This is a genomic window from Enterobacter sp. 342, assembly GCF_036663495.1.
Taxonomy (GTDB): Bacteria; Pseudomonadota; Gammaproteobacteria; order Enterobacterales; family Enterobacteriaceae; genus Enterobacter.
This window is the reverse complement of the sequence record NZ_JAWUEI010000002.1, coordinates 171,890-185,948: the sequence shown is the minus strand read 5'-3', so window position 1 is coordinate 185,948 and position 14,059 is coordinate 171,890. Positions and strand designations below refer to the sequence as shown.

The following is a 14,059-nucleotide window of genomic DNA, read 5'->3' as shown; positions in this document are numbered from 1 at the left end:
AAAACGTGTTGTTGCGTTGTATTCCTCCATAAAAAGATACAAGCCCAATTTCCGTGTAGCTTATATCTCTCACGATACACTGAGCGCAAAGAGACGTCCTTCTCTTCCTCCGTCAAAAAAATTTATAAAAAAACTTGACCTGAATATTTAAAATGCAAAAGAGAACTGCTGGCTGATAAACACCACTATTCCAGCAAATGAGAGATACGGTCCGAAAGAAATTGTGAGGTTATTTTTATTTAAATGCGTCAAAGCGAAATAACCGGCAATACCGCTTAATGCAGCGATTAATTCAAGCGCAGGTAACGTCTGCCAGCCACACCAGGCTCCTAAGGCCGCCAGCAGCTTAAAATCACCGTATCCCAGACCTTCCCGTCCCGTTGTCAGGCGAAACGCCCAATACAGTAACCAGAGCGACAGATAGCCCTCCACGGCACCGAACAGCGCATCCCGTAAGGGTAACCGGTGATCAAAAGCATGGAGCAGCAGTCCCGCCCAAAGCAGCGGCTGGGTCAGGCAATCCGGCAGCAGCTGGTGTCGCCAGTCGATCATGGCGAGAGGTAGTAAAAACGCGGCCAGCAACCACAGGGAAAACACGATTTGCACGTTCGGCATACACCAGGCGGTGGTACCAAAAAACAGGGCCGAAAAAAGTTCGACCAAAAATATCCGCAATGGTATCGCAGTACCGCAGCAGCTACAGCGGCCGCGTAAAACAAGCCAGCTGACCAGCGGGATATTCTCCCAGGCGGCAAGCGTGTGCTGGCATACCGGGCAGTGCGAGGCCGGGAACAGCAAATTGCCACTGTCTTCCTCTTCCATCACCATGCCAGGCACACGCTCGGCGACGACGCCCAGAAAGCTCCCCACAATGCCGCCCAGAATCGCACTCATCACCGGGAACCCCACCGGGTAAACCTCCCGCATCAGCGCGAAGGTATTCATGCGGTTTTGCTCCAGGTAAGCTGCACCTCTGCCTTCACGTCGCTGAGATGATCGACCGGGGTGAGATTCATTTTTTGCAGCCTGACGCCGGAGGTCTGGTTAATTTCCCGCAGCCAGTTCTTTAATTCATACACGTTTACTCGATTAACGACGAACGATAATGTTTGTCCATCCTGACGCACATCCGTCAGGGGCAGTTTAATTTCCTGCGCGCTATTTTCTACTACTGTGCGCGGATTGTCGGTTTTAACAACCTGAACCAGGAGATGGTTTTTATTTATTTCGTTGCGCATCCAGTTCAGCGTCTCTTTTTGTCTGCTGAGCGTGGTTTTACTATTTTGAATCATATTATCCAGAGGGATAACACCTGCATAATATATAGCGCTCCCCAATATGGCGACGGCACCTATTTTCAGGACGATTTTTTCTCTGGCGCTGTAATGCTGATAACGAGACTTGATCTGGGCGATTCGCGCTTTCATTTATATTTCCCTGTGATCATGGCGGTATAAGGTGCAGACGTAGAAACAGGCTGGAGTGTGAAATCAAAATACTCACCCGCCTGATCCACAAACCTCTGCAAGGCAGTTTGGTTTTGCGAACTGACGCTCAGCGTCAACGTGTTTTGCCGGGCATCGTATTCGAGCAAAGAGATCTCCATTCCTGGTACCGTCTGTCTGGCTTTCTCCAGATCGTCCAGTTGCAGAAATACCCCTTTACTCTGCTTTTTCATGTTTTGACCAAAGTGATATTTGATATTGGTCTGCTGGCGCATGCTGGGGAAATGGTGCTGGTAAACCTGAAGGATCTCTTGTTGAACCTGATTTTCCTGTTGCACCAGCATCCAGGCCATGGCGATCCGCGGGCCCAGTAGCAGGCCAAGAGAGAGCAGGCCCACTGCGGCCATTGCCGCTTTGATGCCCTTCGCGGCTTTACCCGCGCTCGCTTTCGCGCTGAACTGACCATGCAGGAGCGTAAGGCGACAGGTTTGCCACTGCGGCTGGATCAACACTAGTGGATGCTGCCAGGGTTGCACGATATCGACGTCAACCTCGGCAGGCGTTTCACCGTAACAGCACACCTCGCCCTCTCCCGCTTTCTGCAGTAAAAGGGGCAACAGGCCCGGCGCTATTTCGCAGGCGACATGCGGTGATAAACGCAGCCAGTAACCGTCGTCCATGGCGACAAGCGTGCTTCCGCCTGCCGTTGCGGGCAGCAGCCAGGCATCCGGCAGCGCCTGTATGACCGTCAACCCAGCGTCCTGACAGCGGTTTAACCACCCGCGCAGACAATCGGCGTCGATGGCTACGGCGTCCACCTCGGCACCCTTTTTGTTGAGCACCGTCCAGTGAAGGTTGTCCACATCGCCAATCAGCGTCTCTTCCGCCATCCACGAGAACGCCGTCGCCTGCGAGGCGACTTTCTTCGGCAACGTAAAATGGCGGAAAATCATGTTACTCGCGGGCAGCAGCAGACAAACACGGGCGGCCAGAGGATGGTTCACCAGTACGTCCAGGCTATCCGCCACCTCAACCTGTTCGCTGTCGGAGAGACACCACATAATTTTCCCGTCCTCGCGGCTGTCGGGACGAACAAAAAGTACCTGTTTCATAGCGTTCTACTTTTCTTATTCAATCATTCGGTAACGACGTTGCCACGTCACGATCTCGCCAGCCCCATTGTTGACCTGAAGCTGGCTCACCACGCGAAGTGTTAATTCATCGGTATTGCCGGTATAGTTGACCCGGAAATACCGGCTATTGGTTGAGAGGAGCTCAGCCACCTGAGGGAGCTCGTCTCTTAGCTGCGGGAAGGCCTGTTCCAGCGCTTTGCTGAACGCTTCCATATTTTCCCAGCCAGTTTCAGGACGCGACTCAATCAGGCGAAGGGCGTCATCTTCATTCATTTTTCCGGGGAACATCGCGGCCAGTAAGGCCGCCTGCACCGGTTTCAGCGTGTTCACATCCACCTTGCTGGCAGAGTCCGGTAATGCGCATAACAGCTTGCTCACCTTCGGGTATGCCGTTGCCGGAAATGCCGGCAGCAGCGTGATCTCCGCAATCGTGCGCATCATCTGGTTCGCCGGTTGACGGGCAGGCACCACGCCAGCCCAGGCATCGGTCTCGGTACCTTCTTTGGCCGTCGTCGTATCGCCATCGAGATAGTCCACCAGCTGTTGATACACCTCTTCTGCCGCGGAGTGACTCAGGCCACTCTCTGTCAGAAGCTGTTCAACAATCTGCGCTTTACGCGATTTTTCCGGCGTGACAGGCACATTTTGCACCTGGGCAATTTTCTCAGCGGCCAGCAGGTTGTTGACGTTAAAACAGTCCTGCGCGTCTTCTACCTGGCTGACGACCGTATAGTCTTCCCCGCGTGTTTCCAGCGGTTGATGCCAGTCACCCTCAAGGGTGAGGGCTTTACTCTCGCCGCTGGCGTCGGCTTGCAGCCGGTCTTTCACCACCTTTTCCTGCGCCTGCATCGCCCAGCGCAGCTGCTGCTGGCTCACCTGGTAATGCGTTTTTTGCAGGTTGCGGCAAAATTGCTGGCTGATTTTGGCGGCCAGCGCCGACATCATGACCAGCAGGATCAACACCACCAGCAGGGCCACCCCTTTCTGTTTGCGTAATACACTCATGATGTTGCTTCCGGTGCCGCTGGCGGCGCCGGCGCGGCAGCTTCAGGCAGATCGCCCGGAGTCGTAAACACCCAGCGCCAGGTATCACCGTTTTCCATGGTCAGCGTCAGCTCTACGCCGTCCGGCAGATGAGTCGGGTCGCTCCAGCTTTTCTGCCAGCCCTGACGGTAAAAACGCCACTGCAGGGATTTCACCTCGCTGACAATCGGTACTTCATCGGGTTTGACCTCCGCCGGGCTGTCAATCACCGGCCAGACGTCGCGATACAGGCGCCCCTCCTCCAGCCGCCAGCGCACGCGCTCCAGTTGTACCGAGCCACTCACGCCGTTCAGCGTCGTCAGTTCAAGCGAATCACCAACCTGACGAAATCGATCCGGCTCGTTACGCGGGGCGCGCGCCTGAAGCTGGTAGAAATCACGCTCCATCAGGTTCCAGGCCCGCTGAAGCTGATTGAGCTTCAGCGCGCTGGCATCGGTGGCTGAACTGGTACGCATCGCGCCGTCCAGAATTTGCCAGGCCAGGGTGCTGATCACCGCAAAAATGGTCAGCGCAATCATGATCTCCAGCAGGGTAAATCCGCGCTGGCGTCGGGTTTTCTTCACTTGCTCTCTCCCGGCCCAATGATTTGCAGCGAGATAACCGGCTGGCTGTCGTCTCCTTCCGCATAAACGCGTATCGCGTTAGCCCAGCGGTTATCTGCCGTTTTGACGCGCTGTTTGCGCCAGTCCCAGCTGCGTCCGCCCATAAGCTCGGTTCCCCGTTCTTCAGCGTCGGGGAAATCGCTTTTAGTCAGCTGCGCTTCCGCCAGCTGGTTCTCGGCCACCCAGCTCGCCTGCAGCGTGTCGGCCAGGCCGTGGGTGAAACGCATGTTCAGAGACACCGAGTTCATCAGTGCCAGCGCGGCCGTCGAGAAGATGACCAGCGCGACCATCACCTCCAGCAGTGTCATGCCCGTTTGCTTAGCGTTGCCTTTAGTCATCGTTTTCTACCGATACCGGGGCCGCGCCTTGCGACACCACGCGGAAATGGTGCTGTTTGTCGTCGCTTTGCAGCGTCAGCGTGAAGCGGCTGATTTCGCCGTCAGGCAAAAAGAGCACCTGCGGTTCGGATGCCACGGTGGCAGCCAGGCGTTGCGGTGAGAGCGAAACGTGCATCTCTTCCGGAAAATCGCCTTTGGTGGTAATACGACCTGCGGATAACGGTACCCAGTGCCGCTCGCCGTTTTTATCCTCAAGTGTCACCAGCTGATAGTTATCCGTGGTTAGCACCAGCCCGACGATATTTCCGTCCATCACCGCACGGTCTGAACCATAATCAACGAGGGCTTTTAATTGCTGGCCAAATATATCCGCACCGCTGCGCGAAGGTATTGTTGATACCACCATCATGGCGCAACTGGCAAATATCACCAGCGCCAGAATAATTTCCAGCAACGTAAAGCCGCGTTGGTTTTTCATTATTTCTCTTTCTTATCCAGAGACCAGTTCGTAATATCATCGGCGGTATTAGCTTCACCGTCAGGCCCTGCAGAGAAGACATCGACCGCACCGTGTTCCCCTGGGCTCACCAGAATATACTCCCCGCCCCACGGGTCCTGCGGCAGGCGACGAATATAGCCGTCAGCACGGTAGCCGTTCGGGATTGGCGCGATTTCAGGTTTAGTCACCAGCGCCTGCAAACCCTGTTCCGTTGTCGGATAACGGTGGTTATCCAGCTTATACATATCCAGGGAGCCTTCGAGCGCAACAATATCGCTGGTCGCTTTTTGGGTATCGGCCTTTTCTTTATTCCCCATTAAGTTTGGCACCACCATACTCGCTAACACGCCGAGAATAACAATAACCACCATTAATTCGAGCAAAGTAAACCCCGCCTGGCGAGCCAGGTGTTTTCTTTTCATAGCCATGTTTTAACCTACCATATTATTAAGTTGCAGAAGCGGTTGTAATATTGACAGCACGATGAATAAAACAATCGTTGCCATAGATACCACCAGTGCCGGTTCAAATACCGACAGCGTTAACGTAATTCGATGTTGTAATGCCGATTCCTGGTTTTCCGCCGCGCGGTCCATTAAATTGCCTAATTCGCCGCTCTCTTCGCCGGAGGCAATCATATACAGCATGGTCGGCGGGAATAATTTTGCCTGTTCCAGCGCGGCATACAGCGATGCCCCCTGGCGCACGGTATCTGCAGCTTGCTCCAGCACCTGACGGGCATAGAGGTTTTCAATACCGTCCATCGCGATATACATCCCTTCCAGTAACGGCACGCTGCTGGCCTGCAGAATACTCAGGGTACGGATATAACGGGCACTGTTAATGGCGCACACCAGCTTTTTAACTGGCGATCCGTTAACCAGCCAGCGGTTCCACGTGAAACGGTTTTTGGTATGCCTGAGCCAGGCCTTAAAGCCGACGAATCCGCCACCCAGCACGCCGACAATGTAGATGCCGTAGGCCTGCAGGAAATCACTCACCGCAATCAGCGTCCGGGTGGTGATCGGCAGTTGCTGTTTCATATGGGTGAACTGCTCGATCACTTGCGGCACCACCGCCACCAGCAGAATACTGATCACCGCAATGGCCACCACGGTCAACGTGATCGGGTAAACCATCGCCTGCGTCAGCTTGCTTTTCATCTTCTGACGCTGCTCGTTGTACTCGGCCAGTTTCTCCAGCACATCGCCAAGGTGGCCGGTCTTTTCTCCGGCCATCACCAGCGTGCAGTAGAGTTTGTCGAAGGTGCGCGGAAACTGGCTGAAGGCGTCAAAGAGCGTGTGCCCTTCCACCACTTTCTCGCGGATTTCCACCACCATCGCCGCCAGCTTTTTGTCTTCCGTCTGCTTCGAGATCGCTTTCAGCGCGCTCTCCAGCGGCAGCGCGGCGTTGACCAGCGTGGAGAGCTGGCGGGTAAACATCGACAGCACCGGGGTGGAGAGTTTAGTTCCCGTTTTCGCTTTTCCGGTTGATGCTGCTTCCCGGGTCTCGGTGATGCTGACGGGCATCAGCTTTTGCTCGCGCAACATCTGGCGAACCTGCTTCTGCCCTTCGGCCTGCAACGCGCCACGCACGGTTTTGCCCGCGACATCCGTTGCCGTCCAGGCGTAGAAGGCCATTACGCATCTCCTCCACGCTCGGCGGTCACCCGCATCACCTCTTCAAGAGACGTTACGCCGCTGATCACTTTCAACAGCCCGTTTTCACGCAGACTGTAAGCCTGCTTAAAGAGCTGTGTTTCGATGGACATCTCGTCTTTATCTTCATGAATGGCGCGACGCATAGTGCTGTCCACTACCAGGAATTCATGAATACCGGCCCGGCCCTGATAGCCGCTCTGGCGGCAGTGCTCACACCCTACTGCGCGATAGATCGTTTTGGGTGGCGTCTCCATAAAGCTGAACAGCGCCTTTTCATTGTCATCCAGCGGACTGGTGGTGCGGCAGTGGGGGCACAACCGACGCACCAGACGCTGGGCAATGACACCGAGTAACGATGAACCGATTAAAAAGGACTCCAGCCCCATATCCCGCAGACGGGTAATCGCCCCTGCGGCACTGTTGGTGTGCAGCGTAGACATGACCAGGTGACCGGTCAGCGACGCTTGCACCGCAATTTGCGCGGTTTCGCCGTCACGAATTTCCCCGATCATCACCACGTCCGGGTCCTGACGCAAAATTGCGCGCAGCCCGCGGGCAAAGGTCATGTCCACGCGCGGGTTAACCTGCGTCTGCCCCACCCCTTCGAGCTCGTATTCAATCGGATCTTCAACGGTCAGAATATTGCGTTCATGGCCGTTCAACGCCGACAGAATGGCGTAAAGGGTGGTACTTTTACCGGAACCCGTTGGCCCGGTGACCAGGATAATGCCGTGCGGACGGTCAATCAGTCCTTTTAACTTTTCCAGCTCTTCTTCAATCAGCCCCAGCTTGTTGATGTCGGGCTTGAGATTGCTTTTATCGAGCAGACGCATCACCACGCGCTCGCCATACTGAGATGGGATGGTCGACACACGCACATCAATCGCCTTACGACCAATGCGCAGGGAGATACGGCCATCCTGCGGCAAACGCTTCTCGGCGATGTCGAGTTTCGACATGACTTTAATACGTGATACCAGCAGCGGCGCGAGTTTACGCGCAGGCTGCAACACCGGGCGCAGTACGCCGTCGACGCGAAAGCGAATACTCAGTGTGCGCTCAAAAGTTTCGATATGAATATCTGACGCACCATCCTTGACCGCCTCGCCGAGAATGGCGTTGATCAGGCGGATCACCGGCGAGTTTTCGTCGTTATCAAGCAGATCTTCGTTATCCGGGATCTCCTCGGTTAACGCCATCAGATCGATATCCGCATCCATATCGTCCACCAGCTGCTGAGACACACCGCTGCTCTGCTGCCAGATTTTGGCCAGCATCTCATCGAAGGCGTCAGATGTCAGGGTTACCGGAACAAACGCACGCCTCAGCACCCGGTGCACCTCCAGCAGAGCAAACGCCGGGGTGTCATCACGGATATAGACGTCATTGTTGTAAAATAAAACGCCGTTATCTTTCGCGTAGCTACTGCTACACAGAGTTTTACTCAGCTCGTCCACGTTATGCCTCCCTTACTCTTTAAACGGATTGCGGGAGGCAGAGGGCAATGCAGGCAAGATCGCATTATCGGTTGGTTCAACGATGCCGAGTTTTTTCTCTTCCATACGCTGCTGCTGACGGGCGCGGATCTGGTCATATTTCTCTTTCGACGCCGCACTGTAGTTATCGTCGTCACGCAGGACAGTGGTATGGATGAATACCATCAGGTTGCGTTTGGACGTATCCTGCGAGGTGTAGCGGAACAGCTGACCGACCAGCGGGATATCGCCGAGCAGCGGCACTTTGGAAACCGACTGTTTGGTGACGTTTTCCATCAGACCGCCAAGCACCACCGTCTGCCCACTGTGCACCATCACTTCGTTGTTGATAGTACGGGTGTTAAAGGTTGGGCCGAGGCTGGCGTCTTCCGTCGCACTGTTGTCGACGCTGGACACTTCCTGCTCGATCTTCAGATGGATCATGTCGCCGTCGTTAATTTGCGGCACAATCTTCAGCTTGGTACCGACCGTCTTACGCTCAACAGAGTTAAAGACGTTGTCGCCGCTGGTGGTCTGCGAACCGGAAAGTACCGGCACATCCTGACCCACGTTGAACGACGCTTCTTTGTTATCCAGCGTGACCACGCTTGGGGTGGAAAGAATGTCATTTTTGCCATCGGTTGAGAGCGCGGTCATCAGGGCCCCGAAATCACCGTTAAAGAAGCCTGTCGCCAGGCCGGTGAAACTCGCCCCTTTCATGGTGCCATTTTTTATCTGACTGATGGGCAGGCCAGTTGAACCAAACTGCACACCGCCGTGCTTGCCGGTCCACTGCACACCGAGATCCAGTCCGTTACCGTCCTGCACTTCAGCAATGATCGCTTCCACCAGGACCTGTGGACGACGGATGTCAAGCTTGTCGATCACCTTCTCCAGGGAGTTCATCACGTTAGGCTGCGCGGTGATCACCAGTGAGTTGGTTGCCTCATCGGCGGTAATGTTCAGATCGCTGGATGTGGTGGCCGTTTTCGCTTTCGGTGCGCCCGCTTTGTCTTTCAGTTGCTCGCCAATACCGGTAAGCACCGGAACCACTTTCGTGGCACTGGCATACTTGAGATAGAAGACGCGGGTGTTGCCCTCGTTGTTCTGCTCGCGATCCAGTTGATGAATGAGGGAACGGGTACGCATCCGCGCATCTTCCGAACCGCTGATCACCAGACTATTCGTTTCGTCATCCGCCACCACTTTGGTAGCCAGTTGCGGCGCGTTTTGCCCTTTCTGCTCTTCGTTGTTGAGGTTGTTCAACATGTCTGAGAGCGCCTTCGCGGACGCAAAGCGCAGCGGCACAATCTCACGACGCTGAACCCCGTCTTTATCCACACGCTGAACCAGGTCCACCAGGCGGTTCACCACCGAAGCTTTACCGGTTAACAGCAATACGTTGGAGGGTTCGAAATGGACCACGTTGCCGATGCCGGTGGCATCGTTGAGCTGACGCAGCAGCGGGGCCAGTTCACGTACTGGCACATTTTCCATGCGCACGACGCGAGTGATGATCTCATCGCCCTTGCCCGGATTTTTGCTGTCTGCCAGCGGTGCACCGGCGGTGCGGGCAACACTTGAGCGCACCACTTTCACCATGTCGTTATCCATCGGGATCACCGACAGACCGTACAAATCCAGCACGCTCAGGAAGAACTGGTAATACTCATCTTCCGTCAGCACGTTGTAGGTTCTGACCGACACCGTACCCTGAACGGACGGGTCGACGAGAATGGTTTTATTAAGATTGCGGCCAACCGTATCAATAAACTCGCGGATATCGGTGTTTTTAAAGCTCGCGCTAAAGTTGGCTGCAAGCAGCGAACTCGAATATAACGACAATGCGGTCAGCGCCACGCACGCCCAGGGAAATTTCTTCATGTCTGTACACTTGTTAATTGTTAAGAACATTAACCCGAATGTTTTCAAGGCGAGCGTGACGTCTGACGACGACCTCCGCTTCTTTCATTTTCGACCAACTGGCAATAATACTTTTTGCCTTTGCTTCATCGGTCATATCGACAGAGTTCACTTCTACTGCCACATCTCCTTTTTTCAACCCGGAATGGTTGTAGAAGGTGGAAGCATCCCTTGGATTAATGTTATAGCCTTCCAGTCGCCCCTTTTCGATTATTGGCTTTAACACCAGATAATCATCCAGATGCAAATTATCTGCACCTGCATCTTTCGTCGATTGGGTTACCGGGCCGTTATCAACGCCACCCTTAAAATAATCAGGTTTATTTAAAGCCAGTACCTGCGTAGCACCTTCGTAATTAACCACCACATTATCTTTGTTAATTTCCTGAATAAAGGCATCGTTAAATCCGGCCAGTGGTTCACCTTCGCGGTAACTCTTCTGACCACCGGGTGTTTTGATGACAGCGAAGGAAAGCCAGGCATCATCACTGCGTACGATGCCTTCAATCTCCGCAGCCAGAGGGGCTTTTACTGTCGCAGACACGTTATCCTGACGCACGGCAGCGGCGAAAAGTGTGAATGTCTTTTCTTCACGACGATTTGTCCCTGGCTGCACATCAGAATTAGCCAACTTATTCGTAACTTTTTTATAATCTTTAAACGTCAGATACCCTTGCTGACCGCAAAAAATTAACAGTACAAACATAATGCAAGGCGTTATCCACCGAGACAGATATGAGAACCTCATTTTTCATCTGGCCTTTAGCAAAGCGAAAATAAGCAGCATTACGCTGCACTAATATGTGTAGAAAGCGTAATCCCTCGCGATAAATACGACCACTGGCTTTGCCGCTAACTTTCATGAAAAAATATATTGACCGTATAAAATCCAGATGTTAGGTATCGACAGCAGGATATTTTTACCCTGTGTATAAATTGCCTCCCCGGTAGGGTTGTCTTACTTTCTCGTCCTGTTGCTATTCAATCAGAGACGGTAAGTCGTTATGTATCAGAGCCACTTTAATTTTAAAAATCCGCCTTTTCGCAAGATCACCCGTTTATCCGGGGATTTTCTGGTGCCTTATCATCAGGACGTTTTCAACCTGCTGAAAGAGAAAACCCAACTGGCGGGAATTATGGGGCTCTTTTCTGACGATCCCCTGCTGCTGGGCCAGTTCAGCGATGCCCTGAAATCTGTTAACCCTGCCGTTCTTGCCATCAACGCGTTCCCCAAACTGAGTGCCAGTAGCCTGCTGTATAAGCTCAACCCAGGAACGAAAGAGAACAAGAACCGGATTCAGGCAGTAGATGCTGTGTTGCTCCAGTGGCAAGGAGGTAAAACCAGGACGAAAGTGCTGGTGATTACCCACGCCGAAGCCATGAAAGACACCTGCCGGGAGGTGCTGGCACTGTTGCTCACGCGCGCCCAGGAGCTGGAGTTTCGTCTTTCCATCGTGCTGATGGGGGCAGCGGATCAGGAAGCCGTTCTGACACAGCAATCTGTATTGCGGGAATATACACATACCCATCACCCGTTGCGCTCCCTCACCTGCCGGGAATATCTCAACTACGTGCAGGCGCAGTGTGACGAACAGGGTTGCGAGAACTCACCGTTAAGCCCGGCTCGCGTGCGTAAAATGCATGCCCTGACCAAAGGGAATATCAGCAAGCTGAATGAACTGGCGCACCTGGCGATGCTCGCCGCCTGGACCGAGCGTGCAAGCCAGGTCAGCCCGCGTCATTTACGCCTGGCCGCGGGGGAGATCCTGCCCGCGAAAAAACACGGTAAGCGCCTGGCAACCGTGGGATTATTCGCGTCTGTGCTGTTCGCTGCCTGTGGCTGGTATTTCAGTTCAGCGATGACAGCACGCCTTCCGATTCAGCTGCCGGTTCCGGTGAGCTGGCGGCATCAGACGCCAAAAGCTCAGGTGCCTGTTGTGCCGGTTATCGACAAAGAAATGATCACTCAGTCAGATGCCATGCATCAGCTCTATCTGATGTGGGGCTATGACGCCTCGGCAGACGATGCTCTGTGTCAAAACGCCGCGAAAGTGAACCTGATGTGTAAACAGGGAAATGCCTCACCGGAGGCGCTGGCACATGAAGGCTATCCGTGGATCAGTGAACTGAAAACGGGCAATCACCTCAATTATGCCGTGGTCGCCCGCGTCGGAGAGACCTCAATCGACCTGCTGATGAACAACCGTACCTGGCAGGTGAGCCGCAACTGGTTTAACCAACACGCGACCGGAAACTACACCCAACTGCACAGCCTGACGCCGGAAGGTAAAGACGCGATCAGCGCCGCCAGTGACAGTAAAGAGATGACCTGGCTTGACCAGCAGTTGAGCCAGGCCCTTGCCCAACCGGAAACCCATTCTCAAACCTGGACGGCGGAAATGATGAAACGCACCCGCGAGTTCCAGCAAAAAATGCATCTGCATGTGGATGGTATTCCCGGGGAAGAGACGTTGATGCAGTTAATGCGCGTAACCAATACCACGCCGAGCGTATTGCTTCAGACCACTCAAACGCAGGAGGGACGTTCCTGATGTCTACCATCTGTCTTGCGGCTCAGCGCAGCTACACAACCGGGGAAGCGGTCTGGTTTTCGTATCGTTTTCCCAGCCTGAGAAAAGTCATCACCAACACCGTTGTATGGATGGTGAGTCTGTGTGCCATGGTGATGGCTGGGCTGTACACGCATACTTACTGGAACCTGCGTCATCCCACACCGGAACCGGTCCAAAAAGTCAGCGTTGTAAAACCCGAGACGCAGATTTCAGATATGCACTATGTGTATGTGAGTAAGCCGTTCCCCCATCCAGAGCCGAAACCTGCGCCTGCGCACCATGATATCCCTGCCATGCAGGATCTGCCCATTAACAGCGATGATGCCGACTGGCAGCAGGCACCTGAGGGTACGGAACCGCACGATACGTCGCGGGATACGTTAACCGAGTTGTTTAAGCAGGCTTTAAAAGAACAAGAACAGGATTATTCGCAAGGTAAAATTCCCGCGCCGCCAGTTGACGAAACACAGGATAATTCACAGGCTGGTGTATTACATAAAGCAGATAACCGATCACCTTTGAGTCAGAAAGGTGATCGGCTGGAATAATTAATATTTCTCAGGCAATGTTGCCAGGTTAAGGAGTCGCCCCTTTTCCACAACAATATATTGACCTTTTTTCAGATCGGAGAGAATTTTAATAATGGTACTGCGCGCCAGATTGGTGTACTCCTGAATATAATCATAAACATTGATATCTCGTTGATGATAGGTAATCAGATCATTTATTTCGTACAGGAATTCACGCACGACCGAATAGGCACTGCGGGCGACCAGCACATCGTCTCGTTTGCTCAGCATGCAAATGTACCAGGAGAGGACTTTAGTCAGTTCCGGCCATAAGTTGTTTTCAGTCATTAGCTGGGCGAAAACCTCTTTTTTAATTGAGCGCACCACGGTATTGGCACGAACGAGGCCATACATGTGCGTTGCGTTGTAGTACATGGCAGAGAGACCAAAAATGCACTGGCCCGTCACAGTGAACATACATAGCTCGTCAGATTCACGGCGGAACTCAACTTCACCGCTGACGATAATATGAATATACTGTGAATCAGAGGTCGATATTTTTTGCCATTTCTTTAAGGTTCTTTCTTCAAAACCTGCTGTAGCAGAAATAATGGTGTCCATTTCATGCTGCGGACGTAATTTTTTCGCATAAATGCTTAACATTGTTATACCCGATTTAAGATGTGAAATTTAAAAAGCAAGACTAAGGTATAAAACCTTAACCTTTGAATATTTTCCTGATGATATTCTCAAGGAGAAAATAAAAGACGAGTACGTTATATTTATCTGCTGCGTTACTTAGCAAGCCATGTGTCTATCTTAAATCCGGATAATTTTAAGTCAATTAACTAAAAATG

At 53.1% G+C, this 14,059-nt stretch carries 15 protein-coding genes; 2 read left to right on the top strand and 13 right to left on the bottom strand.

The features are described 5' to 3' along the window. Positions 1-147 precede the first annotated feature (147 nt). From V6E55_RS02940 to gspC, 12 genes are read right to left on the bottom strand one after another with little or no spacing between them, the layout of a single operon-like run. Entirely contained in the window at positions 148-945 is a 798-nt protein-coding gene (locus tag V6E55_RS02940; protein ID WP_316942136.1) for a prepilin peptidase, read from the bottom strand. Continuing rightward, the gene (locus V6E55_RS02935) at positions 942-1,427 is read right to left on the bottom strand and encodes a type II secretion system protein M (RefSeq protein WP_316942135.1); all 486 of its coding nucleotides are present in this window, start codon (positions 1,425-1,427) and stop codon (positions 942-944) included. Before V6E55_RS02935 ends, V6E55_RS02940 begins: the two co-directional genes overlap by 4 nt. Then, complete coding sequence (gene gspL, locus V6E55_RS02930; RefSeq protein WP_316942134.1) at positions 1,424-2,557, bottom strand: type II secretion system protein GspL; 1,134 nt, start codon at positions 2,555-2,557, stop codon at positions 1,424-1,426. The genes V6E55_RS02935 and gspL overlap by 4 nt, the downstream gene beginning before the upstream one ends. A 15-nt stretch (positions 2,558-2,572) precedes the next feature. After that, on the bottom strand, positions 2,573-3,583 hold the full coding sequence (gspK, locus tag V6E55_RS02925; RefSeq protein WP_316942133.1) for a type II secretion system minor pseudopilin GspK: 1,011 nt from the start codon (positions 3,581-3,583) through the stop codon (positions 2,573-2,575). After that, entirely contained in the window at positions 3,580-4,185 is a 606-nt protein-coding gene (gspJ, locus tag V6E55_RS02920; RefSeq protein WP_316942132.1) for a type II secretion system minor pseudopilin GspJ, read from the bottom strand. The genes gspK and gspJ overlap by 4 nt, the downstream gene beginning before the upstream one ends. Continuing rightward, positions 4,182-4,562 carry a type II secretion system minor pseudopilin GspI gene (gene gspI / locus V6E55_RS02915; protein WP_316942131.1) on the bottom strand — a complete coding sequence of 127 codons (381 nt, stop codon included), beginning with the start codon at positions 4,560-4,562 and terminating at the stop codon, positions 4,182-4,184. Before gspI ends, gspJ begins: the two co-directional genes overlap by 4 nt. Then, positions 4,555-5,040, bottom strand: a complete 486-nt coding sequence (gspH, locus tag V6E55_RS02910) for a type II secretion system minor pseudopilin GspH (RefSeq protein WP_114978509.1) — start codon at positions 5,038-5,040, stop codon at positions 4,555-4,557. Before gspH ends, gspI begins: the two co-directional genes overlap by 8 nt. Further along, the gene (gene gspG / locus V6E55_RS02905) at positions 5,040-5,489 is read right to left on the bottom strand and encodes a type II secretion system major pseudopilin GspG (RefSeq protein WP_028019287.1); all 450 of its coding nucleotides are present in this window, start codon (positions 5,487-5,489) and stop codon (positions 5,040-5,042) included. The genes gspH and gspG overlap by 1 nt, the downstream gene beginning before the upstream one ends. A gap of 3 nt (positions 5,490-5,492) precedes the next feature. Further along, on the bottom strand, positions 5,493-6,701 hold the full coding sequence (gene gspF, locus V6E55_RS02900; RefSeq protein WP_114978508.1) for a type II secretion system inner membrane protein GspF: 1,209 nt from the start codon (positions 6,699-6,701) through the stop codon (positions 5,493-5,495). Next, positions 6,701-8,179, bottom strand: coding sequence for a type II secretion system ATPase GspE (gene gspE, locus V6E55_RS02895; RefSeq protein ID WP_316942130.1), 1,479 nt, complete (start codon positions 8,177-8,179; stop codon positions 6,701-6,703). The genes gspF and gspE overlap by 1 nt, the downstream gene beginning before the upstream one ends. A 12-nt stretch (positions 8,180-8,191) precedes the next feature. Continuing rightward, a complete protein-coding gene (gene gspD / locus V6E55_RS02890) occupies positions 8,192-10,081 on the bottom strand; it encodes a type II secretion system secretin GspD (protein WP_316942129.1) in 1,890 nt (629 codons plus the stop codon). A 13-nt stretch (positions 10,082-10,094) separates the two neighbouring features. Next, positions 10,095-10,826, bottom strand: coding sequence for a type II secretion system protein GspC (gspC, locus tag V6E55_RS02885; protein WP_316942128.1), 732 nt, complete (start codon positions 10,824-10,826; stop codon positions 10,095-10,097). 298 nt (positions 10,827-11,124) lie between these two features. On the opposite strand from gspC, the gene V6E55_RS02880 reads away from it, so the two are divergent. Next, complete coding sequence (locus tag V6E55_RS02880; protein WP_316942127.1) at positions 11,125-12,672, top strand: ExeA family protein; 1,548 nt, start codon at positions 11,125-11,127, stop codon at positions 12,670-12,672. Next, entirely contained in the window at positions 12,672-13,241 is a 570-nt protein-coding gene (locus V6E55_RS02875) for a hypothetical protein (RefSeq protein WP_316942126.1), read from the top strand. The genes V6E55_RS02880 and V6E55_RS02875 overlap by 1 nt, the downstream gene beginning before the upstream one ends. On the opposite strand, the gene V6E55_RS02870 is transcribed toward V6E55_RS02875, so the two are convergent. Beyond that, a complete protein-coding gene (locus V6E55_RS02870) occupies positions 13,242-13,865 on the bottom strand; it encodes a helix-turn-helix domain-containing protein (RefSeq protein WP_316942125.1) in 624 nt (207 codons plus the stop codon). Positions 13,866-14,059: the final 194 nt, after the last annotated feature.